Origin of the sequence: Pauljensenia sp. OF14-1SRA (assembly GCF_027694595.1) — a bacterium.
GTDB lineage: Bacteria > Actinomycetota > Actinomycetes > Actinomycetales > Actinomycetaceae > Pauljensenia > Pauljensenia turicensis_B.
Genome location: NZ_JAQEVQ010000002.1, coordinates 107,639 through 129,757, shown reverse-complemented (window position 1 = coordinate 129,757; position 22,119 = coordinate 107,639). Strand labels below are relative to the sequence as shown.

20 protein-coding genes are annotated in these 22,119 nt (G+C 55.2%); 13 read left to right on the top strand and 7 right to left on the bottom strand.

From position 1 onward, the window contains the following. Window positions 1–41 precede the first annotated feature (41 nt). From gyrB to dnaA, 5 genes are all read right to left on the bottom strand, one after another. Window positions 42–2,069 carry a DNA topoisomerase (ATP-hydrolyzing) subunit B gene (gyrB, locus tag PG731_RS01995; protein ID WP_270771826.1) on the bottom strand — a complete coding sequence of 676 codons (2,028 nt, stop codon included), beginning with the start codon at window positions 2,067–2,069 and terminating at the stop codon, window positions 42–44. Between the two features lie 249 nt (window positions 2,070–2,318). Continuing rightward, a complete protein-coding gene (locus PG731_RS01990; RefSeq protein WP_270771824.1) occupies window positions 2,319–2,993 on the bottom strand; it encodes a DUF721 domain-containing protein in 675 nt (224 codons plus the stop codon). After that, window positions 2,990–4,177 (bottom strand): DNA replication/repair protein RecF, encoded by a 1,188-nt coding sequence (gene recF, locus PG731_RS01985; protein ID WP_270771823.1) that lies wholly within the window; start codon window positions 4,175–4,177, stop codon window positions 2,990–2,992. Before recF ends, PG731_RS01990 begins: the two co-directional genes overlap by 4 nt. Window positions 4,178–4,182: 5 nt before the next feature. Then, the gene (gene dnaN, locus PG731_RS01980) at window positions 4,183–5,319 is read right to left on the bottom strand and encodes a DNA polymerase III subunit beta (protein WP_270771821.1); all 1,137 of its coding nucleotides are present in this window, start codon (window positions 5,317–5,319) and stop codon (window positions 4,183–4,185) included. Window positions 5,320–5,893: 574 nt separating this feature from the next. Then, window positions 5,894–7,459 (bottom strand): chromosomal replication initiator protein DnaA, encoded by a 1,566-nt coding sequence (dnaA, locus tag PG731_RS01975; protein WP_442952640.1) that lies wholly within the window; start codon window positions 7,457–7,459, stop codon window positions 5,894–5,896. Between the two features lie 509 nt (window positions 7,460–7,968). Between dnaA and rpmH the strand changes: the two genes are divergently transcribed. The 9 genes from rpmH (at window position 7,969) to PG731_RS01930 (ending at window position 15,219) form a co-directional block, all read left to right on the top strand. Next, window positions 7,969–8,109, top strand: a complete 141-nt coding sequence (gene rpmH, locus PG731_RS01970; RefSeq protein ID WP_101628105.1) for a 50S ribosomal protein L34 — start codon at window positions 7,969–7,971, stop codon at window positions 8,107–8,109. A 31-nt stretch (window positions 8,110–8,140) separates the two neighbouring features. Further along, window positions 8,141–8,473 carry a ribonuclease P protein component gene (gene rnpA / locus PG731_RS01965; RefSeq protein WP_243381215.1) on the top strand — a complete coding sequence of 111 codons (333 nt, stop codon included), beginning with the start codon at window positions 8,141–8,143 and terminating at the stop codon, window positions 8,471–8,473. Further along, on the top strand, window positions 8,470–8,883 hold the full coding sequence (gene yidD, locus PG731_RS01960; protein WP_101628103.1) for a membrane protein insertion efficiency factor YidD: 414 nt from the start codon (window positions 8,470–8,472) through the stop codon (window positions 8,881–8,883). Before rnpA ends, yidD begins: the two co-directional genes overlap by 4 nt. Window positions 8,884–8,893: 10 nt before the next feature. Then, window positions 8,894–10,231 (top strand): membrane protein insertase YidC, encoded by a 1,338-nt coding sequence (yidC, locus tag PG731_RS01955; RefSeq protein WP_270771816.1) that lies wholly within the window; start codon window positions 8,894–8,896, stop codon window positions 10,229–10,231. Window positions 10,232–10,333: 102 nt separating this feature from the next. Next, window positions 10,334–10,858: a Jag family protein gene (locus tag PG731_RS01950; RefSeq protein ID WP_270771815.1), complete on the top strand. Its 525-nt coding sequence runs from the start codon at window positions 10,334–10,336 to the stop codon at window positions 10,856–10,858. Beyond that, entirely contained in the window at window positions 10,855–11,553 is a 699-nt protein-coding gene (gene rsmG, locus PG731_RS01945) for a 16S rRNA (guanine(527)-N(7))-methyltransferase RsmG (RefSeq protein WP_270771813.1), read from the top strand. The genes PG731_RS01950 and rsmG overlap by 4 nt, the downstream gene beginning before the upstream one ends. 180 nt (window positions 11,554–11,733) lie before the next feature. Then, the gene (locus tag PG731_RS01940; RefSeq protein ID WP_270771812.1) at window positions 11,734–12,621 is read left to right on the top strand and encodes a ParA family protein; all 888 of its coding nucleotides are present in this window, start codon (window positions 11,734–11,736) and stop codon (window positions 12,619–12,621) included. Between the two features lie 352 nt (window positions 12,622–12,973). Continuing rightward, window positions 12,974–14,341, top strand: coding sequence for a ParB/RepB/Spo0J family partition protein (locus tag PG731_RS01935; RefSeq protein ID WP_270771811.1), 1,368 nt, complete (start codon window positions 12,974–12,976; stop codon window positions 14,339–14,341). 248 nt (window positions 14,342–14,589) lie between these two features. After that, window positions 14,590–15,219, top strand: coding sequence for an HAD family hydrolase (locus PG731_RS01930; protein WP_270771809.1), 630 nt, complete (start codon window positions 14,590–14,592; stop codon window positions 15,217–15,219). A gap of 179 nt (window positions 15,220–15,398) precedes the next feature. On the opposite strand, the gene PG731_RS01925 is transcribed toward PG731_RS01930, so the two are convergent. Together PG731_RS01925 and PG731_RS01920 are read right to left on the bottom strand one after the other, a co-directional pair. Then, window positions 15,399–16,409, bottom strand: coding sequence for a D-alanine--D-alanine ligase family protein (locus PG731_RS01925; protein ID WP_270771808.1), 1,011 nt, complete (start codon window positions 16,407–16,409; stop codon window positions 15,399–15,401). Between the two features lie 72 nt (window positions 16,410–16,481). Continuing rightward, window positions 16,482–17,816, bottom strand: coding sequence for an aminotransferase-like domain-containing protein (locus PG731_RS01920; RefSeq protein ID WP_270771807.1), 1,335 nt, complete (start codon window positions 17,814–17,816; stop codon window positions 16,482–16,484). A 190-nt stretch (window positions 17,817–18,006) separates the two neighbouring features. Between PG731_RS01920 and PG731_RS01915 the strand changes: the two genes are divergently transcribed. The 4 genes from PG731_RS01915 to PG731_RS01900 all read left to right on the top strand — a co-directional run bounded on the left by PG731_RS01915 (window position 18,007) and on the right by PG731_RS01900 (window position 22,115). After that, the gene (locus PG731_RS01915; RefSeq protein ID WP_270771805.1) at window positions 18,007–18,135 is read left to right on the top strand and encodes a hypothetical protein; all 129 of its coding nucleotides are present in this window, start codon (window positions 18,007–18,009) and stop codon (window positions 18,133–18,135) included. Between the two features lie 139 nt (window positions 18,136–18,274). After that, the gene (gene rbsK, locus PG731_RS01910) at window positions 18,275–19,228 is read left to right on the top strand and encodes a ribokinase (RefSeq protein ID WP_270771803.1); all 954 of its coding nucleotides are present in this window, start codon (window positions 18,275–18,277) and stop codon (window positions 19,226–19,228) included. A 221-nt stretch (window positions 19,229–19,449) separates the two neighbouring features. Beyond that, window positions 19,450–20,493, top strand: coding sequence for an autoinducer 2 ABC transporter substrate-binding protein (locus PG731_RS01905; protein ID WP_270771801.1), 1,044 nt, complete (start codon window positions 19,450–19,452; stop codon window positions 20,491–20,493). Between the two features lie 113 nt (window positions 20,494–20,606). Beyond that, a complete protein-coding gene (locus PG731_RS01900) occupies window positions 20,607–22,115 on the top strand; it encodes a sugar ABC transporter ATP-binding protein (RefSeq protein WP_270771799.1) in 1,509 nt (502 codons plus the stop codon). Window positions 22,116–22,119: the final 4 nt, after the last annotated feature.

Genomic DNA, 22,119 nt, shown 5'->3' with positions numbered 1-22,119 from the left:
TATTGACGAGGCCGGCCTGCGGCCGGTGCGTGACTGTTAGATCAGATATCGAGGAAGCGCACGTCAGAGGCGTTGCGCTGGATGAAGGAACGACGAAGATCGACGTCGTCGCCCATGAGGATCGTGAAGATCTCATCGGCGTCGGCGGCCTCATCGAGGGTGACCTTCTTGAGGATACGGTGAGCCGGATCCATGGTGGTTTCCCAGAGCTCGTGGTCGTTCATTTCGCCCAGACCCTTGTAACGCTGAATACCACCTTCCTTGGGCAGGCGGTGATTGGCTGCCTGACCCGCTGCGAGGAGCTTGTCGCGTTCCTTATCTGAGTAAGCGAATTCGTGCTCGGCGTTCGTCCACTTGATGCGGTAGAGCGGAGGCATTGCGATGTAGGTGTGGCCCTGTTCGATCAGCGGTCGCATGTAGCGGAACAGCAGAGTAAGAAGCAGGGTTGCGATGTGCTGACCGTCGACGTCAGCGTCGGCCATGATGACGATCTTGCCGTAGCGGAGCTTTTCAAGATCGAAATCTTCACCGATACCGGTACCGAATGCCGTGATGAGCGAGCGGATCGTGTCAGAGGACAGCGCGCGATCGAGACGAGCCTTTTCAACGTTCAGGATCTTGCCTCGGATCGGCAGAATCGCCTGGTGTTCGGGGTCACGACCACCAACGGCGGAGCCACCTGCGGAGTCGCCCTCGACGATGAAGATTTCGCACTCTTCAGCCTTGCGCGAAGAGCAGTCACGAAGCTTGCCCGGCATGGACGCCGATTCAAGGACACCCTTACGGCGGGTGGCCTCGCGAGCCTTGCGGGCTGCGACGCGTGCCTGCTGCGCCTGCTGACCCTTGTTGATAATCGCCTTCGCGTCTGCGGGGTGAGCATCGAACCAGTCGGTGAGCTGGGAATATACCTGCTGCTGAACGAAGGTACGTGCCTCGGTGTTGCCGAGCTTCGTCTTCGTCTGACCTTCGAACTGCGGTTCGGTCAGCTTGATCGAAATGACGGCTGTCAGACCTTCGCGGACGTCATCGCCGGTCAGGTTGTCATCCTTCTCTTTGATGATTCCCTTGTCGCGACCGTAGCGGTTCACAATGGTTGTCAGCGCCGTGCGGAAGCCTTCTTCGTGCATACCGCCTTCGGTCGTGTTAATCGTATTCGCGAAAGTGTGGACGCTGGACGAGTAGGCCGTGGTCCACTGCATCGCGATCTCGACGCTCATCGTGCCTTCATCGTTTTCCGATTCGAAGTCGATGATGTCATTGTTAATCGTTTCGATCTTCTTCGCCGAATCCAGGTATTCGACGTAGTCACGTAGGCCGTGTTCGTACATGTAGGTAACCTGACGGTGACCGGGAACCGGATCGTCTGCGGGACCCATTTCGTCGCCGGTGATCTCGTCGCCCTCATCAACAGCGGTAGGGCGCTCATCGGTCAGCGAAATACGCAGACCCTTGTTCAAGAAGGCCATCTGCTGGAAGCGCTGACGCAGGGTCTCGAAGGAGAATTCGGTGGTTTCAAAGATATTCGGATCCGGGTAGAACGTCTGCGTTGTGCCCGTCTTAGTGGTTTCTTCGCCACGTTCAAGCTTCGTAATCGGCGTACCGCCGTTGGCAAAGGACATCCGCCACGCATAGCCCTGACGACGAACGATCGTGTCAACGCGGGTCGACAGCGCGTTCACAACCGAAATACCGACGCCGTGAAGACCACCGGACACCGCGTATCCGCCACCGCCGAATTTACCGCCGGCATGCAGGATGGTCATGACGACCTCAACCGTGGGTTTACCTTCGGTCGGGTGAATATCAACGGGAATACCTCGACCGTTGTCTTCGACGCGAAGGCCACCATCGGCAAGAATTGTTACTTCGATGTGGTCCGCATATCCAGCTAGAGCTTCGTCAACAGAGTTGTCGACGACCTCGTAGACCAGGTGGTGCAGACCGCGCTCACCGGTTGAACCAATATACATACCTGGACGCTTACGGACCGCCTCAAGCCCTTCCAGAACGGTGATGTCTGAAGCGCCGTAGCCTTCAGCCCCGTCTGTCGTCTTTTCGTTGTCAGCCACGCGGCTCCCCTCATACAAGCTGGGCATGAAAAACCCAACGATTTACCGCATCAATTCTATCAAAAATGACCATAAAACCGGGGAAGCTCACGCCGTAATAAAGGCAATGAAATATCTTTTGACCTGCGAATATAGGTATGTGACCAGTCACACCCTGACCGCGATAAGAAACAGGCAATCACCGACGCGTAAACCCGGAAAAAACACGTGTTTTTCCGGTCGCATCATCGTCACCTGATCCGGCCCCAATCAGCCGTATGTATCGCGCGGACCCCGGCCTCGTACCGACAGCGGACCCTTCTTCCACGAAGGCGCCACCGGCCCCAAAACCATAACCTGTTCCACCACGCCACTACCGACAACCTCGCTGATGCGACGCAGAATTCTGGGGAGCAGTAACTGCAGCTGTTTCGCCCACGCCGTTGACGTACAGCGCACAACAATCTTCTTGCCTTCGAAGCTTTCAATGTGCGTGTGCTCGGCAATATTCGGACCAACAATCTCGGGCCAGCGATTCGACACCGACGCAATCTGAGTCTGATTCGACCAGCCGTTATCCTTCACAAACGAACTCAGGATCGAATCAATACGCCCATACCGGTGATACGAGCGATGCATGGCCGCCATGCCCGGTGTCTTTACCCACACCTCTGGGCGATGGCGTTGAGCCTGAACAACGCCACTCAAGTCACCGGCTTCAGCCATCTTGTTGCTGAAATCAGCTTCGGCTGACGAATCTACCTGACCACGAGACATATCCACCGCGCAGTCTTCATTCGCGCCAACAAGTGCCCCCGGAGTCGGACCTTTCACTCCTTGCATGACGAACGTGGGCACGGGTGAACGCGTGAAACCTCGTGCGCGCGCATCCATCTGAGCACGTGCCAAAGCCACTGCCAGGAAGTCTTCTTCGGGCTCGTTCATTCTTGGACTTCCGAACCGTTGTCGACCGACCACGCCACTTTCACAACGTGTGCATCCAATTCGGGAGGAATATCGCCTTCAACAGCAGCGGTGATCAGCACCTGATCCGCTTTATCCATACGCGTGGTGAGTCCAGCTCGCCGTTTCGTATCAAGTTCAGCGAACACATCGTCGAGGATCAGAATCGGGGTTTCACCGTCATCAGCCAGAAGATCAAAGGCTCCAAGACGCAGAGCCAACCCCACCGACCAGGATTCACCGTGGGATGCAAAGCCCTTCACAGGCATATGTCCAAGACACAATGACAGATCATCACGGTGAGCACCCACAAGGTTCACTCCCCGCTCCATCTCTTGATCCTGAAGACGTTCTAAGGCGGCCAACAGACGCTGAGTCTGCGCCTCAACATTCTCCAAGTCGGCGCTTGTCGAATCGTCCGGGTTCGTCCCAATTTTTCGGTCGATTGACGCATTCATCGACAAAGCCAAGTGGCGAGGAGAATCGGCAACATCGTCATATGCCGTTGCCACGGGGTCAGACAATCGACGAACAAGAGATGCTCGCATTGCCGTGACCTGGCTGGACAATTCAGCGAACCGCTCATCCCACACAGACAGTGTTGAAATATCTGGGACGCGACCACGTCGCAATGCCACCTGCGCTTGCTTTATCAACGCAGCCCGCTGACGCGCCACTCTGTCAAAATCAGACTTCGTTTGCGAATACAAGGGGTGAATCTGAACCGCAATATCATCAAGAAATGCCCTGCGTACGCTGGGATCTCCGCGAATAATCTGCAAGTCCTCGGGTGCAAAGACAACCGTACGAACGAGACCCAGAATGTCTTTCGGCTTCACGTTCGTGCGATTAATTCGCGCCCGATTTGCCTTGCCACGCACGATCTCAAGCTCAAGAACCTGGGAGCGATCGTCTTCCAAGGCTGTCTTCACGCGGACAAACGCCCCAGCCGGCGGGCGCTCCTCGGCATCTAACGGAATACGAACCAGCGAGGACTCCGCAGACACCCTGTGCGAAGAAAACGTCGACAGGTACGCGATGGCCTCAATGAGGTTCGTTTTCCCCTGACCGTTAGCGCCAAGAAAGACCGTGGGACCAGCCGGTAATTCAATGACGACGTGGCCCCATGATCGAAAATCATCAAGCGCGACGTGCGAGACGCGCATGAAGATCAGGCACCGAAGCGAATCGGCATCAACAGGTAGCGGAACTGCGTCACTTCGCCTTCATCCACCTTCGACTGGCCGGTCATCACGGCAGGCTTGGTCGGGTGAGTGAAACCGAAACGAACAAAATCCGTGTCGAGAACGCCCAGTCCATCAAGCAGGAACTGCGGGTTGAACGCGGTCGCAATATCTTCACCATTCAGGTGGGCTTCAATTGCTTCGGATGCCTGAGCGTTATCGCCCTGACCGGCTTCGAGAACCAGCTGACCATCCGAGAAAGACAGGCGAACCGAAGTCTTGCGCTCTGCAACCAGCGACATACGCTTCACAGCTTCAAGCAGTTCGTGGCAGTCGCACACTGCGGTGATCGGCGTAGATTCAGGGAACAGTCCACGAACCGGCGGGTAATCGCCATCCATCATGGTCGACGTGGTCCGACGATTCGACGATGTGAAGCCAATCAACGAAGCCCCGCCCGCAACTATTTCATTGGACAGACCAATTTCGACCTTGGCACCCGACGTCATTGACTTCGAAACATCCTGAAGAATGCGAGCCTTCACTAGGGCAACCTGTTCGATCGAAGTATCAGCAGGCTCCCAATCAAGTTCACGCATTGCCAGACGGTAACGGTCAGTGGCAAGCAAGGTCATGTGTTCGCCGTCGATTTCCATTCGAACACCGGTCAGAATCGGCAGAGTGTCATCGCGCGATGCGGCAATAGAAACCTGAGAAACAGCCTGCGAAAGAACCTCGGAGTCAACGGTGCCCGCAAGCGGTGGCTGAGCCGGAAGCAACGGATATTCATCCAAAGGCATAACAGCAAGCGTGAAGTGCGAAGAACCGCATCGCATATTCACCTTCTGACCATCAAGTTCAATGGTGACTGGCTTATTCGGCAACGATTTGGAAATGTCTGCCAGCAGGCGACCTGAAACCAGAACTTCACCTTCTTCTTCCACATTGGCCGGAATACGCGAATTAGCGGAGACCTCGTAATCGAATGATGAAAGGGTCAGTTCCTCATTGGCTGCATGAATACGAACACCGGCAAGGATGGGGCTAGCAGGGCGAACAGGCAGGGCACGAGCAGTCCACGACACTGCCTCAGAAAGAACGTCCCTCGCGACGGTGAACTTCATGCCGGCCTCCAATTAAAACTCGGTCAACGTACGTACGACATATGCCTCGCCATTCTACCTGTATGCACCACAACTATTCACGTGGGAAATAATTTGTTGTCAATAACTATCGTCTGACACTTTTATCGTTGTTCGGTTGCCCGTCATTCACCGCGTCCAACGCGATAGATTCCAATTGACTCATTCAGCGTGAATCCACAAGGTGGAGCGCTCACATCTGGTTGGTTGATTTTTTTGCTACGCGTTTTTTAAAAGGAACTTTCATCATCAGTGTTGTGTACACAGTGGAAAACCGTGTTTTTCGTTGGAATATCGCCACACTGATCGTGGATAGAGTTGAGTACGATCGTGTGAATGACACAGGAGCAGTTGTGGATGAAAAATGACTGGATTTTGTCATTCACAAGTAAGCCCACTCCATCACCAACAAATGACACGTTTTCCACTGCGTCATTCACACCGAGGAAAGCTCTGATATTCGATGTGCAGTGACGGCAGGCAGGTATGGTTCCGCCCTTCGATATCTTTGAAGGGGTACAGACTTCGAATAGGGTGACCGCAACAGGTCGAGTCGTCAGTTTTCGCCTCGCGATGCCTTCTTAATCCGATTCGTCAGTTCAGTGACGTCGTTATAGACCTCGCGACGCTGTTTCATTTGTTCCAAGATCTTCTTATTCGCATGCATGACCGTCGAATGGTCACGGTCAAATGATTGACCGATCTTTGGCAAAGATAATTCGGTGAGCTCGCGACAGAGATACATGGCGATCTGACGTGCTTCGACAATCGCGCGACTGCGATCAGTTGAACAAAGCTGGTCGATAGTGACGTTGAAATACTTTGCACACTGACCCATGATCAGCGGAATAGTGATTTCAGTGTCGTCTGGGTCAGAGATATAGTCCTTCAAGGTCATCTCTGCCAACGCTAGGTCAATCTTCTCGTGGTAGAGGTTCGCATACGCGACTACGCGAAGGATTGCGCCTTCGAGCTCACGAATATTCGACGAAATACGTTCAGCAATGTACGTGAAGATTTCAGGGTCAATATCCAGATTTTCATCCGAGGTCTTCTTCTGCAAGATCGCAATACGCGTTTCCAGATCTGGTGGCTGAATGTCAACCAGCAGACCTGATCCGAAGCGCGACCTCAAACGTTCCTCAATGCCTTCGAGGTGTTTGGGCTGAACGTCCGAGGTAATGACGATCTGCTTATTGGCCTGATAGAGGGCATTAAACGTATGGAAGAAACCTTCCATCGTCTGTTCCTTCTTAGAAAGGAATTGAATGTCGTCGATCAACAGTAGGTCGAGTTCACGGTATCGACGGTGGAATTCTTCAACGGCAGAGTTATCGGGGTTGTTGACGCGAATTGCGTTGATGAATTCGTTGGTGAATTCCTCGGATGATACGTAGCGGACCTTCTGGTTTGGGTAGAGCGACAGAGTGTAGTGGCCGATTGCTTGCAGAAGGTGTGTTTTTCCCAGTCCGGATTCGCCGTAGATAAACAGCGGGTTGAAGTCAGTTCCCGGAGATTCCGAAACGGCAACTGCTGCCGCGTGAGCGAAGCGGTTCGACGGACCAATAACGAAGGTATCGAATGTGTGTTTCGGGTTCAGCCTGGCTGACGAGGTATCGAGTTCGCGACCGGTTGATTGAGGTGCAACGTATGAGAATCGCTTGGGATCGGGCTCTTCAAACGAAGAATCTGGGAAGTCATTGATGGCTTCAACACCTTCGAGCTGCCGAAGTCGTTCTTCTGCCGACGGGTACGAAAAGCTCTGTGCATAGGTGGGTGTATCGCCGGCGTGGTGGTGCCCCGCGCTGAGTATCTCATTGGTAGTTGGTTGATTATCTTCGGTTGACGAGGCCGCCCCCACATTCTTCGCCTGGTGCTCTGTTTCGTTGGTGGTTTCTGGCAGTTCCATGTCCGGATCAACGGTGATGGCGATCCTGATGCGTTTTCCAAAGGTCTGAGATAGAGCGTCCGTGACGCTCGACGATGAGCGTTCAATCCAGTTCTTCGTGAAGTCATTGGGAACGGACAGAAGGATTGTGCCTTCGATATTGCCCAAAGGACGTGTGGATTGAAGAAATCCCATGCCTGCTGGACCAAGATCTGTCTTGGCAAGTAACTCCAATGCTTGTGTCCAAGCAGCATTCAACGATGGAGTTTCCACAATCGATCCTTTAAATAGTGCGAAGTTGCGTGAGGTCTATCACCGAATTATGCCCCTCATTGAGCAGTGGCGACGTCGCTACTCTACTTGTCTTGTGGATGATTCACAGCCTGTGGATGAAGTTGTGGATAAAAACCTTTAAATCACATATATGTAGTTACAAAAGTGTCAGCGCGTAGTTCTGCCAAAGAATCGACGTTCACGCTAACGAAAAGAAATTCGTGTGATTTTCATTTGTGGAAAAGTTATCCCCAAGGTATTCCACAGTTGTGGATACGGGGACTTCGTCACAGACAGCGCCCTCACATTGACTGATACAACCCGAACTTCTAATCTGAATATCTGTCTGTGCCCACGCAAATGGGCGCGCAAGAGGTTCCTGCGCACAACGGGTGCGGTGGAATCTGAATCAATACAACCGATAAGGTGAGTGCCAGCGGTGCTGGTGCTCGCCGCCAAGGAGAACAGCTGTGACCACCAAGCGGACTTTCCAGCCCAATAACCGCCGTCGTGCCAAGACGCACGGTTTCCGTCTGCGCATGAGCACCCGCGCCGGCCGCGCCATTCTGGCATCGCGTCGCCGCAAGGGTCGCGCAAAGCTGTCTGCCTGAGACTGCACTGGTGTTGCCTCGCGCACACCGGATGGTCGATCCAGACGATTTCCGCTTAACCTTTCGACAGGGTAAACGGGCCGGAGATCGAGTCCTGATTGTCCACGCTCGAACCGACGAGGGTCAGTTGAATTCCCTCGTCGGTTTCGTCGTACCCAAAAAGGAAATCAAACTGGCCACGGGACGCAACCGTGTGAAACGACAGCTCCGGCACCTCATGCGCGATCGGCTCGACACTCTGCCCGACGGTTCACGCATCGTCGTTCGAGCAAGCTCCCAGGCCCTCGGCTGTACATCAGACGAGCTCGCTACACACCTAGACTCGGCTCTTCACCGCGCCTGGAAGAAGTGGGACGCTCGATGAGTGCGTGGCCTCGTGAGCTAGTAAGGCGAATCTTCACTTACCCGATTCGTTTCTACCAGCGGTACATTTCACTCAGAATCGCACCACGATGTCGATATGCACCCACCTGCTCGGCGTATGCGCTCCAAGCCATCGAAATCCACGGAGTTGTCAAAGGCATCATCCTTGGCACCTGGCGACTCCTTCGATGCAACCCTTGGAGCCACGGCGGAGTCGACCACGTCCCCGAAGTTGGACACTGGAAACCAGAGCCATGGGTACCACCAGACGATTGGGCCGGTAACGCAACCGACATCGTGCGACCCGCCCCCATGGGCATGAGCGACGAATATGCTTCGTTCACCACCCCCCAGAATTTCCCGGCATCCGCCGGACGACCGAAGGACGCTTCCAGCGTCCGCACTTCTTGAAGGAGCGCGCATGTTTGACAAGATCCTTCACCCCTTCGCCGTAGCGGTGGCGTGGGTATGGGTGAAGATCCACGATTTCCTCGAGCTGATCGGATTCTCATCCGGTTCGGGCGTAGCCTGGGTGATTTCAATCGTCCTGCTGACCCTGATCGTTCGTATCATGATCGTGCCGCTGTTCCTCAAGCAGATTAAGAGCTCGCGCGCCATGCAGGCTGTCCAGCCTGAAATGCAGCGCATCCAAGCCAAGTACAAGGGCAAGACCGACCAGCTGTCACGTCAGAAGCAGGCCGAAGAAACTCAGGCTCTCTACAAGAAGTACAAGGTCAGCCCCTTTGCTTCCTGTCTGCCACTGCTGGTCCAGATGCCGATCCTGTTCGCCATGTACCGCGCCATCTACGCGGTTAAGGACCTAGCAGCAGGCACCTACAAGTACGCCGGCATCGAAACCGATCATCTCGGTCCGATCACCCAGGCAGTCGCATCCGACATCAACGGCTCGACTGTTTTCGGTGTCCCGCTGTCGCACACCATTACTTCCGGTGATGGCACTGTTGCCGTCGCCGTCTTCGTCATCGCGATTATCGTGATGGTTGGCCTGCAGTTCTACTCCATGCGCATGTCTATGGTTCGCAACATGCCACCGGCAATGGATCCGAACAACCCGATGGTTCAGTCTCAGAAGTCCATGCTCTACGTCATGCCACTGATGTTCGTGTTCTCCGGCGCCTTCTTCCAGATGGGCGTTCTGGTCTACATGCTGACCGGTTCTTTCTGGGCACTCGGTCAGTCCTTCTGGACGATCAAGGTCATGCCGACCCCCGGCTCGCCGGCCTATAAGGAGCTCGTCGCACACCGCGAAGCTCGCTACGCCGAATGGGCAAAGCCCTTCTTCGCTTCCTACGACGAAGCCCGCTCTGCCCTGCCCGCAACTGCTGACAACGCCGAGGTTATCGCTCTGAACGAGAAGACCTTCGCTGAAGCAGCCTCGAAGGCCAAGGCTCAGAAGGTCGCCACCGACTTCCCTGAAACCATGAGCGCCGGCGAAAAGGTCTCTGTCCTGCGCAACCTGTCCATGCAGGAATGGACCACGCTTCCCGACGAAATGTGGATGCGTGGCGTCAAGGATGCAACCGCGAAGGCTGATGAACGTCGCGCCCAGCAGAAAAAACGCGAGCAGGCTAAGAAGATGTCCCGCGAACAGCGCAAGGCACAGTCCGAACGCGATCGTGCTCGCGAAGATCGCAAAGCCGCTGTCTTAGACACTTCCGGCCTGTCAGCCGATGAGCTCGAGCGCCGTCGTCAAGAGCGTCGCAAGGCCCGCCGCCAGTCCAATAAGAAGAAGCGCTAAGGGATACGAAGCTCGGCCCGTTTGCAGATACCCAGTTCTGTCCGGGTGGCCGACCTCGTGAATAGCGCATCGCACCCAAGCTGAAAATAAAGGGAGAACCACATGAGTGAGAAGACCAAGTCCACGATTGAGCGCCTCGAAGAAGAGGGCGAACTCGCAGCCGACTACCTGGAAGAGCTGCTGGATATCGCTGACTTCGATGGCGACATTGAGATCGACGTTGAGAATGATCGCGCAAGCGTCGAGATTATCTCCGAAGAGTCCGGTACACTCGAACGCCTGGTCGGTGAAGACGGCGAGGTCCTCGACGCACTTCAGGAACTGACCCGTCTGGCAGTTCAGACCGAAACCGGTGAACGTTCGCGCCTGATGCTCGACATTGCTGGCTTCCGCGCCAACCGCAAGGCTGAACTGCAGGATGTCACGATGGAAGCAATCGCACGCCTGCGCGCCACCGGCAAGGCTCAGAAGCTCGACCCGATGAACCCCTTCGAGCGCAAGGTCTGCCACGACGTTGTCGCCACCGAGGGCCTGCATTCCGAGTCCGAGGGTTCCGAACCCCACCGTTGCGTTGTCATCCTTCCCGCCGATGAATCCGACGAGGGTGAAGAGAGCGACGCCGAGTGAGCAAACTTGATATTTCAGCTGGTCAGGGCGAGTTTCTTGACCCGCTGAAGCGCAAGGTTGGCGATCCGTTTATCCCGGAACAGCCCACCGATGAGGTACGCGAATTCTTCGGACCGGCTTTTTCGGACGTCGAAGAATACGTCCACATGCTCGAAGAAGAAGGCGAAATTCGAGGACTTGTTGGTCCGCGTGAAATGCCTCGACTGTGGTCGCGTCACGCTGTCAATGCAGCAGCCGTTCTCGATTTCCTTCCCCGCACGGGGCAGATTCTTGACATCGGTTCGGGCGCGGGACTTCCCGGTATCATCATCGCGATCTGCCGTCCTGAATTGGATGTCCACCTTGCTGAACCCATGCAGCGTCGTTGCGAGTGGTTGAGCGATGTCATTGACCACCTAGCATTGGACAATGTCACTCTGCATCAGGTGCGCGCCGAAGAACTGCGTGGCAAAGGACAGGCTGACGCGATTACCGCACGCGCGGTCGCCAATATGTCGAAACTGATCCGCATGACAACGAAGCTCATTGCTCCGGGCGGATCACTGGTCGCTTTGAAGGGGCGCCGTGCACCCATCGAAGTTGATGAGGCAGCCAAGGAATTGAAGAGCCATCATTTGCGCGCTCAAATCCACGAGGTTCCTTCCATCATGGAAGAAGAATCTACGTACGTGGTTGTCTGTAAGCGCCAGAAGTAGGCTCTGGGTGTGCCACCGTCGTTAACGCTGTGAAGCTTCGGTTCTCGACACGTGGGCTATGACGCCTAGCGTCTGTCGTTCAATTTACCTATGGTCGCCCGTAGACTTTCATAGGGTGTTCGCCTAGAACTCGTTCTAGGGCGCGCATTCGTCGATAGCAGTTTCAAGAGAGGATCTCAGATGAGTTCAGGTAAGCGGAGTGATACTCCCCTGCTTTCTCAGATCGAACAGAATATGCGCGATCGTCAGATCCTGGATGCTGCTACCTTCGGTCGCCCCTCGAAGACTCGCGTCATCGCTGTCGCTAATCAAAAGGGTGGCGTTGGAAAGACAACATCTGCCGTTAACATTGCTGCCGGTCTTGCATTGGGTGGCCTGTCGGTTGTCCTCATCGATGCCGATGCTCAGGGCAATGCATCAAGTGCGCTCGGCATTGAACACCCCGCAGGAACACCGTCTACGTACGATGTTCTGATTGGTGGCACTCCCTTGGCCGAGGTCCTTCAGCCATGCCCCGATATTGAAGGGCTTTTAGTGTGCCCGGCGACGATTGATTTGTCAGGCGCAGAGATCGAACTGGTTGATTTACCGTCCCGCGAATTTCGCCTGGCCGACGCGGTCAAGCATTTCCTTGCAACGGCGCGCGATGTTGATGTCGTCTTGATCGACTGTCCCCCATCGCTCGGTCTTGTCACCCTGAATGTCATGGTTGCCGCCCACGAGGTCATGATTCCGATTCAGACCGAGTACTACGCTCTTGAAGGACTCTCACAACTCTGGAGCACTATTGACCGCATTGCCTCTGACCTGAATCCGAAGCTCCACGTTTCCACGATGCTTCTGACAATGGTGGATAAGCGAACGCGACTCAGCGAAGAGGTTGAAGCCGAGGTTCGTACCCACTTCCCCGCTTTGACGTTGCAGACGGTCATTCCCCGCTCCGTTCGTATTTCCGAGGCTCCTTCATACGGTCAGACCGTCGTTACCTACGACCCGCGTAACACCGGTGCACTTGCGTATCGCAAGGCCGCTTTAGAGCTCAGTCTGCGTCTTGCTCAGCAGAGCTAACCAGGGATTTTTCGGGGTAGTTTTTGTTCGCCTGCTCCGCTTCGGCGTTATCAAATAGCCTTTGACCTGCGATAATAATAGTTATTCTATGTGTGGCGGGTGTTGGCCTTAGAAATTGTTTCACGTGAAACAATCACGTTGTAGCGTGTATCGTTGCGCACTTTTGGATGCCTCTGCTTCCAATGTTTCACGTGAAACATTGGCGATGATTACCTGTTCTCTGCTTGTATGAAGAACGCTATTCATATGTGCCAATTGCTCACTGCACCTTTCTGCAACCCTGTGTCACGAGATATGCACGTTGATGTTTCACGTGAAACAATGAAGTCTAAACTCGTCACGGAGGTTAATGATGGCAGAGAAGAAATCGACCGCAGGTGGCCGTCACTCAGCATTGGGTAAAGGGCTCGGTGCTCTGATTCCAAATCAGATTGATACTCAATCGACTGAGTCGTCATCCCCCAGTGTTCCATCAAATCCTCTCGATGTGTTCTTCCCCGCTCGTCCGGCTGGCCAAGCTCCTTCAGTGGCGCGTACACGCGGAGGTTCAGCAGCGTCTCTTCTGAATCCGAAGACAACAAAGTCCGCTCCAAAGACGACGAAAAAAGCATCTTCACGGGCTAAAAAGGGTGAGGTGTCCACGTCTGTTTCGCCAGCAGAAAGCCTTGAGGAAAACGTAAAAACGCGTTTGAGTGCCACGAAAGCGCGTTCAGCTCAGTCGAAATCGGAGCTACGTAGTCTGTCCCCCATTGCTGATGCTTTCGATAAACACGGTGCTCAGGAATCGAATCAGCAGCTGGCTCAGCATGACGTGTCGTCTGATGAAGCGAATGTTTCACGTGAAACATTGGACAACCTCGTTCCGGTTCCAGGTGCAACATTCGCTGAAATTCCGCACGATCTAATCGTTCCGAATACCAGGCAACCTCGTGAAGTTTTCGATGAAGATGATCTTGCCGAACTTCGCGACTCGATTCGTGAGGTCGGTGTTCTTCAACCGATCGTTGTGCGTCCGATTAACTTTGACGCTCCGATGAGTGAGCGAATGCAGGAGTTTCTTGCAGAGAAGCCGAATGCTCGTTTTGAACTCATCATGGGTGAAAGGCGTCTTCGTGCGTCCGAACTAGCTGGTCTTGAGACAGTTCCGGCAATTATTCGCCAAACGGAAGACTCTGATCTTTTGCGCGATGCGCTCTTGGAAAACCTTCATCGTGCGCAATTGAATCCGCTGGAAGAAGCATCTGCATACCAGCAGCTGATGGCCGACTTCGGCACAACTCAGGAAGAGCTTTCGAAGAGAATCGCACGCTCTCGTCCGCAAATTGCGAACACAATGCGACTGTTGAAACTACCACCATCGGTTCAAAGCAAGGTTGCCGCGCAGACTATTTCTGCTGGTCATGCGCGTGCATTGCTCGCATTGAATAGCCCTGAAGAGATGGAATCTCTTGCGCAACGTATTATTGCTGAGGGCCTTTCGGTACGCACAACTGAAGAACTGATTCGCTTGGGACGGGTGAAAGCTCAGACGGGTTCCACGCGCAGGCGCGAAAAGATTGTGTCTGCTCTTGGGCAGTCGGTGATTAGCTCTTTGTCAGATCTCTATGAAACTCGTGTGACGATCACGGAAGGTGCCCGCAAAGGCAAGATCGTGATTGAGTTTGCTGGCGAAGAAGATCTCCAACGTATTGCGAACCTGATCGCAGAACAGAAGCGGTAACGTTTCCGGCGTTGTCCTGCTTGGAATACGTTGGCCTCGGGTCGTCGTTGCCTGGATCGGTAGTGCGCACCAAGTCCGTAAAGAATGCATAATCGGCTCCTTTGAAAACCCTATAAAGCCGTGTTTTCGCTTGAATTGCGCGGTTTCTGACGGGTGTTCACTATGTGGCGTGTCTTTCGACACGAAAGTGGTTAAACGGAAGTCAATCGGAAACAATAGAGACACCATCACAAGCATTAGGGGGCCACATGTCGCAACAGCAGACACCACATGTCGCCCTATTTGACGTTGGTGGAGTACTGGTCGAATCTCATCCTGAGCCTCGGCGTGTAGCTGAGATCCTCGGACAGACCGACGATGCTTTTGTTTCCCTTGTTGACCAAGCAATGTGGGCACACCGTGCCAGCTACGACGAGGGGTGCTCGGATCGCGAATTCTGGGATCGCGTAGCAGGCGACTGCGGTGCACCACGGATCACCGATGATCAGATTGCTCAGTTGGTTGCGTATGATTCGATTCGAATGCACGACGCCGTCGAACAGGCCGTTCAGATTATTCGTGAACTGGAAGAAAACGGCATCGTCTTAGGCATTCTTTCAAACGCGCCTTTCGCTATTGCTGAAGAAATCCGCGTCACCGCCTGGGCACAGCACTTTGATGACTTCGTATTCTCTTGCGAGGTTGGTTCCGCGAAGCCTCATCGCTCGATCTACCGTGAAGCTATCGAACGTTTTGATGTGGACGCTGAAGATGCTGTTTTTATCGACGACCGCAAGAAGAATGTTCGTGCCGCAGAGCTTCTGGGAATGAAGGGCCTGCTCTGGGAAAATGCATCCCAGGCGCGTGCGGATCTTCATGCTCTGGGGATGCTGAAGTAATCTTCAATGTGTTGCGGGATTCCAACGCTTAGCGCCGGGGTCATTCGATCTCTTCCCAATTCTTCACGAGCATTTCTGTTGATAAGCTCGTCATTGTTTCACGTGAAACATCGTCAAATACTCCAGTGGCCGGACCGCGCATTGGGATGCGCAATCCGGCCACTGATTGAAGTGAAACCCTATTCGGTCTGGCCGGCCTCGTCGTCATAGGAAGCGGAAGGGTCGACCTTGTCTTCGATGCCCCGAACGTGACGGTCAGCGGCAACGAACTCAACGATGCGCGTGCACAGTTCAGCGAAGGAACCGTCAGCGTCGGCGGCCTGGGGGAGTAGCGACGTATCCGTCATACCCGGCGTGACATTAGCATCGATGAACCAGCAGGTGCCTTCGTCATCGACAACGAAGTCGATACGCGACAGGTCGCGCAGACCGAGGATCGTGTGTGCCTCGACGGCTGCTTGGCGTAGAACATCGAGCTGTTCCTCGGTGAAGCGGGCGGGCACAAAGTACTCGGTTTCGTCCGTTGTGTAACGCGCCGCGTAGTCGTAGCGACCACCGTCGGTTGAAATCTCAACCGGAGGGAGAGCCACAGGACCGTCTTCTAGATCGACAACGGAAACTGCGATGTCACGGCCTTGGATGAGTTCCTCGACCATGATGTGCTCACCGTAGGCGAAGGCATCGACCATCGCGCTACGGAGTTCGCCAGGGTCATGAACTGCGGAGAGGCCAAGAGCAGAACCGCCGTCGGTCGGCTTGATGATGACGGGGAACTGAGTCTGTGACTCGATAGCATCGAGAACCTGGGAGGCACCGATTTGGCGGAAGAGGATCTGGGGGAGTGAAACCCAGCCGGGTGTTACCAAGCCAGCCGAGCCGAGCAAGGACTTAGCTGTCGGCTTGTTCGACGCGAGCATCGCCTGCACGGATGAGGAGCCGACGAAGGGGATGCCGATTGCCTCGAGCAAAGTCTGCAAAGAACCGTCTTCGCCGATGGAGCCGTGGACGACGGGCCAGATGACGTCGGGTGCGAACTCGTCAATGACGCTGGTCAGCTGGTGATCAACGTCGGCAACGCGCACGGTATAGCCGGCCTGGGTGAGGATGTTTGCGACTCGGCGTCCGGAGCGGACCGAGACGTCGCGCTCGTGTGTGAGGCCGCCAGCAATGATGAGGACCTTTAATGCCACGGGATTACTCCTTAGTAATAGTGGTATGCCGATGTGTGGGTGCGCGATGATGCGCCGAAGTATTTATACGGGTCAGAGTGCGTTTGGTGCGGGTGCTACGCCCGGGCCAACTTCATCGATGTTCTGACGGTGGAAGCCGGCACCGAACATGTCGACCAGTTCCTTCTCTGCGTTCACGACGGTGGCAAGTCGCCTGACGCCCTCGCGAATACGCTCGGGAGTCGGGTAGCAGAAGGAGAGGCGCATGTGGTCTGCGCCTTCGCCGTTGTAGTAGAACGCGGTGCCTGACACGTAGGCAACCTGGGCGCGAACTGCGCGAGGGAGCATGGACTTAGCGTCGAGGCCCTCGGGGAGTGTGACCCATGTGTAGAAGCCGCCGTCGGGATGGGTCCACTCGCAGTCGGGCATGAATTCCTCGAGGGCGTCCATCATGGCCTGGCAACGTTCGGCGTACATGGCGCGGAACGTCTTGACCTGCGAATACCAGTCATAGCTGGACAGGTAGTCGGCGATTGCCATCTGACCGATCATCGAGGGGGAGAGGATTGCGGATTCGGATGCGAGAACCAGCTTGTCGCGGATGGCGTGTGGCGCGTAGGCCCAGCCGATGCGGAAGCCCGGGGCGAACATCTTCGAGAAGGAGCCGAGGTAGACGACGCCTTCGGGGGAGAAGCTCTTCAGTGCCGGCATGGGGTCGGAGTGGAAGCCGAGCAGACCGTAGGGGTTGTCTTCCATGATGAGGACGCCTTCGCGCATGCAGATCTCGGTGATTTGCGGGCGACGTTCCAGCGACAGGGTGACACCCATCGGGTTGTGGAAGTTCGGGATGGTGTAGAGCATCTTGATGGTGCGACCCGATGCGCGGACCTCGCGGATGACGCGTTCCAGTTCGGCAGGGATGATGCCCTTGTCGTCCATGGGGACGTGCGCGATATCGGCCTGACGGGCACGGAACACGCCAAGTGCACCAACGTACGATGGTGCTTCACACAGAATGACGTCGCCCGGATCGATGAAGAGTTCGGTCATCAGGTCGAGAGCCTGCTGCGACCCGGTGGTGATGACAACGTCGTCGGGATCAGCGCCGACGATTCCGTCGTAGCTCATGACTTCGGTGATGCGCTCGCGCAGAACTTCCCAGCCTTGGCCTGAGCCGTACTGCATGGCCTGGGCACCGTGCGCTGAGATCAGGCGCTTCGCTGATTCAGCGAGCTGGTCGAGGGGGAGGTCCTTCAGGTTCGGCATTCCACCGGCAAGGGAGACAACTTCAGGTCGTGAGACGACGGAGAACAGTGCACGAATCTCGGAAGCTCGCAGGTTGTGAGCTCGCTCTGCGTAGGCGTTAAACCACGGGTCGAGTCGGTTTCCCTGCTGATTGCTGTCCGGATTCTGCGTTTGCGTGCTCACTGGACCTTCCTTCTCTTGGTTTGGTGGCTCACCGCGTGGATGCGGTGTGCCAGCGTTGTATGGTCGTGACCGAGGCAACACTTGTTCTTAGTCTGCCACTATTTAGTGCCACATAGTGAATAGGGTGGGCGGTTATGGACAAACGGAGAGTGGAGCGTCGCTGAGAAGCTAAGCGCCACGAGTACCAAGGATGATCATCAAGGATGAGGGGTACGAGGCCGCGCCCACCAATGAGGCGCACAGCTTCAGCAGGCGCGGCAGCCTCGTTCTTCTTTCTGCTGAAGGTGAGCACGCCGAAGCGGATTTCATAACGAAATGATTCCGACGGAGAAAAACATGATAAGTGGATGACAGAACGCAAACGTTTGCGCTAGCATCATCTCATCCGGCGTTAAACGTGAGCATCGTCGCCCATAAATACGCTCTTAACCCCTCAACCTCTTTACCAAGGTGATTCCATGAGCATCGCAGTCATCGGTTCGAACAACACTGATCTGATCACGTACATCACCCGCATGCCCGTCGAAGGCGAAACCATCGAAGCGCTGGACTTCGAGATCGGATTCGGCGGAAAAGGATCAAACCAAGCAATCGCAGCCGCAAAACTCGGCACCAAAGTCACGATGGTGACCTGCGTTGGTGACGATGCATTCGGTGAGACCTACCTGCAGAACTACCGAAACAACGGCATCGACACCTCGTTCGTGAAGCAGGTTCACGGAACATCCGGCGTCGCCCCGATCTTCGTTGACCAGGATTCACATAACTCCATCATCATCGTCAAGGGTGCGAACAAAAGCCTGACCCCAAAGGACCTTGAAGAGGCCACCGACGCGATCAGCGAATGCTCACTGATTGTTCTTCAGCTGGAAATCGCGTTCGAAACTGTGAAGGCCGCAATCGCTTTGGGTAACCGTCTTGGTATTCCGGTTCTTCTTAACCCCGCGCCCGCAACGAAGGAACTCGACTTGGCGCTCGCGGCGAAGTGCCAGTACGTCATGCCCAACGAGACGGAGCTCGAGCTACTGACCGGACTGCCGACGTCCACCGACGATGAGGTTCGTGTTGCAGCGCAGGTCCTTTTGGATGCCGGATGCACAAACGTTATCGTCACGCTCGGGTCTCGAGGAGTCCGGTGGCTCTCCGCTGACGGGGGAGACGTTCGTTTGGAGCAATTCCCGGCGAAGGCGATTGACACAACCGGAGCGGGCGATGCCTTCATTGGGTGTTTCTCGCACTGCCTGTCTGAGGGGCTCAACGAAACCGAAGCCCTGGAACTGGCAAACGCATACGCGGCACTGTCGGTGACGGGTCGCGGTGCTCAGAAGTCCTACCGTGACGCGCAAGAATTCTCTGCCTGGCTTTCTGAGGCCGGGTCGGACCTGGCAACATCGCGGGTATTTAGGCTTTGATAACGATTGCACAACATCACGTGAAGAAGCTTGCTCCGCGTGTGCTGTGCAACATACCATCTAGCATGTTCGTACGAACGATCAGATGGATAGCTGTCTATTTGGTCGATCATTCGCGCATGTCATACCGCTAATGGTGGCGGTGTGATGCAACGAAACGATCCACGCACCTCGTGTGCAACGATCCTCATCAATGTGGATGTGAATCTCAAGGAGTCAACATGAAGTCTCGTATTGTAGCCGCTAGTGCAATCGTTCTCACTTCAGCACTTGCACTTGCAGCGTGCTCTGGTGGTGCGGGTGACACTGCAGCCTCCGGCGCAGCAAGCGGATCGGGTGACGGCGACTACACGATCGCCATCGTTCCTAAGGACGCCACTAACCCGTGGTTCGTCCGTATGGAGGCCGGCGTTCAGAAGTACGCAGCCGACACAGGCATGAATGTGTTCCAGAAGGGCCCATCGGAAACTGACGCCACCATGCAGGCGCAGGTTATCCAGGACCTCATTGCGCAGGGCGTTGACGCAATCGGCGTCGTTCCGGTTGATCCGGGCGCAATTGAGCCCGCCCTCAAGGAAGCAAGGGATGCAGGCATCGTTGTTGTGACACACGAAGGTGCGTCGCAGGAAAACACGATGTACGACATTGAAGCCTTCAACAATGCCAAGTACGGCGCATTCATCATGGACAACCTCGCACAAGCCATGGGTGAAGAAGGCATCTACACCACGATGGTCGGCCACGTGACGAACGCTTCCCACAACGAATGGGCTGACGGTGCAGTTGCACGTCAGAAGGAGGCCTACCCGAACATGACCCTGCTCGAGGCAGAACCTCGTGTTGAGTCTCAAGACAACGGCGAAACCGCCTACCAGGTCGCCAAGGAAGTTCTCAAGAAGTACCCCGAGGTTAAGGGCATCCTGGGCACCTCCTCGTTTGACGCTCCCGGCGTTGCACGCGCAATTGACGAACTTGGCCTGAAGGACAAGGTCTTCACCGCAGGTACCGGTATGCCGGCAGCCAATAAGGAAATCCTCGATAAGGGCCTCGTTGCAGCGCTGACCCTGTGGGATCCGGCAGATGCTGGCTACGCAATGGCGGCACTCGCCACCAAGATCCTGAACGGTGAAGAGATCACTGACGGTGTCAACCTGGGCGTCAAGGGCTACGAAGAGATGCACTTCTCTGAGGGCTCCGACAAGGTCCTGGAAGGCAACGGCTGGATCCAGATCACCAAGGACAACGTCGATAGCTTCGGCTTCTGATAGCTCCTCGGCATCGGTGCTGGGCATCTTTGCCCAGCACCGATGCTGTTGAAGCACTGAAATCGCGATCGCGTATCTCTATGCGCTCAATGCGGGCTGGAAGGAATCGATTTATGACAACGCCGCTTATTTCAGTGAAGAACATCAACAAGTCTTTTGCTGGTGTGCATGCTCTTCACGACATCAATCTTGACATCGCTCCCGGTGAAATCCACTGTCTTGCCGGCGAGAATGGCTGCGGAAAATCAACGCTTATTAAAGTTATTTCTGGTGTCCACGAGCCAGACTCGGGAACCATCGAAATTAACGGAAAATCTTGGACCAAGATGACGCCGCTCGAAGCGATCGACGCGGGTGTCCAGGTCATCTATCAGGACTTCTCCGTCTTCCCGAACCTGTCGGTTATGGAAAACCTTGCTATGACGACGGAGGTCGCGGCCGGACGAAAGCTCGTCAATTGGAAGCGATTGAGAAAGATCGCTGAAGAAGCAGTTGCCAAGATCGGTTTCAATGTCGACCTTGATGCGCGCGTTGGTGATCTTTCGGTTGCCGACAAGCAGCTGGTCGCCATCTGCCGTGCACTCATGTCAGACGCCAAGCTCATTATCATGGACGAGCCCACAACGGCACTGACGAAGAACGAGGTCAACGCCCTCTTCAAGATCATCTCCGATCTGAAAGCACGCGGTATTGCGATCCTCTTCGTTTCGCACAAGCTCGAAGAAGTTTTCGAAATCTCCGAACGCTTCACGATCCTGCGCTCCGGCGAAAAGGTCATCACCTGCGATTCATCCGAACTCGACCGTCACAAGTTCGCTAAGTACATGACGGGCAAGGAATTCGACGAAACTCGCTTCGAAGCGTCAACCTTGACTGAAAACCCCGTCCTTGAGGTCAAGGATCTAGGCTCAGAAGGGGCTTTCGAAGGCGTGAATTTTTCGCTCCACGGTGGCGAAATTCTGGGTATTACGGGTCTGCTCGGGTCTGGCCGTACCGAACTCGCTCTTGCACTGTTCGGCGCCCTGCCCACGAACGCCGGATCGATCACCATCAACGGCAAGACCGTCACCCTGAAGTCCATCCAAGACGCGATCGATGCCGGTATCGCACTGGTCCCCGAAGACCGACTGACAGAAGGTCTCTTCCTGTCACGCTCCATCGGCGAAAACATCGTCATCTCAGAAATGGACGAATTCGCTGGTGCACTCGGTGTTCTCGATAAGAAGCGCATTGCCGAAGAAGAGAAGCGTTGGGTCAAGGACCTCGAGGTCGCAACCCCCGATCCTGACAACGCGGTCTCCACTCTCTCCGGCGGTAATCAGCAGAAGGTCGTTCTTGCCAAGTGGCTTGCAACAAAACCGGATGTCCTGATCCTCAACGGTCCGACGGTCGGCGTTGATATCGGTTCCAAGTACACGATTCACTCCATCCTTCAACGTCTCGCACGCGAAGGCATGGCCATCGTCATCATCTCTGACGACATCGCGGAAGTTCTGACGAACTGCTCGAAGGTCCTCATCATGCGTGCTGGCCGAATCCGTGAATCCATCGACCCCGCCCAGACATCCGAAGCCGAACTCGGCGAACTGATGTCGCGTGACGTTGCTACCCAAGGAGCGTGATGAA

What these genes read in the sequence shown, in the direction of transcription:
- PG731_RS01990 (WP_270771824.1), bottom strand. Translation starts at nt 2,993, where the DNA reads ATGAACGAGCCCGAAGAAGACTTCCTGGCAGTGGCTTTGGCACGTGCT.
- recF (WP_270771823.1), bottom strand. Translation starts at nt 4,177, where the DNA reads ATGCGCGTCTCGCACGTCGCGCTTGATGATTTTCGATCATGGGGCCAC.
- dnaN (WP_270771821.1), bottom strand. Translation starts at nt 5,319, where the DNA reads ATGAAGTTCACCGTCGCGAGGGACGTTCTTTCTGAGGCAGTGTCGTGG.
- rnpA (WP_243381215.1), top strand. Translation starts at nt 8,141, where the DNA reads ATGGTCGATCCAGACGATTTCCGCTTAACCTTTCGACAGGGTAAACGG.
- yidD (WP_101628103.1), top strand. Translation starts at nt 8,470, where the DNA reads ATGAGTGCGTGGCCTCGTGAGCTAGTAAGGCGAATCTTCACTTACCCG.
- yidC (WP_270771816.1), top strand. Translation starts at nt 8,894, where the DNA reads ATGTTTGACAAGATCCTTCACCCCTTCGCCGTAGCGGTGGCGTGGGTA.
- PG731_RS01950 (WP_270771815.1), top strand. Translation starts at nt 10,334, where the DNA reads ATGAGTGAGAAGACCAAGTCCACGATTGAGCGCCTCGAAGAAGAGGGC.
- PG731_RS01940 (WP_270771812.1), top strand. Translation starts at nt 11,734, where the DNA reads ATGAGTTCAGGTAAGCGGAGTGATACTCCCCTGCTTTCTCAGATCGAA.
- PG731_RS01935 (WP_270771811.1), top strand. Translation starts at nt 12,974, where the DNA reads ATGGCAGAGAAGAAATCGACCGCAGGTGGCCGTCACTCAGCATTGGGT.
- PG731_RS01930 (WP_270771809.1), top strand. Translation starts at nt 14,590, where the DNA reads ATGTCGCAACAGCAGACACCACATGTCGCCCTATTTGACGTTGGTGGA.
- PG731_RS01915 (WP_270771805.1), top strand. Translation starts at nt 18,007, where the DNA reads ATGATCATCAAGGATGAGGGGTACGAGGCCGCGCCCACCAATGAGGCG.
- rbsK (WP_270771803.1), top strand. Translation starts at nt 18,275, where the DNA reads ATGAGCATCGCAGTCATCGGTTCGAACAACACTGATCTGATCACGTAC.
- PG731_RS01905 (WP_270771801.1), top strand. Translation starts at nt 19,450, where the DNA reads ATGAAGTCTCGTATTGTAGCCGCTAGTGCAATCGTTCTCACTTCAGCA.
- PG731_RS01900 (WP_270771799.1), top strand. Translation starts at nt 20,607, where the DNA reads ATGACAACGCCGCTTATTTCAGTGAAGAACATCAACAAGTCTTTTGCT.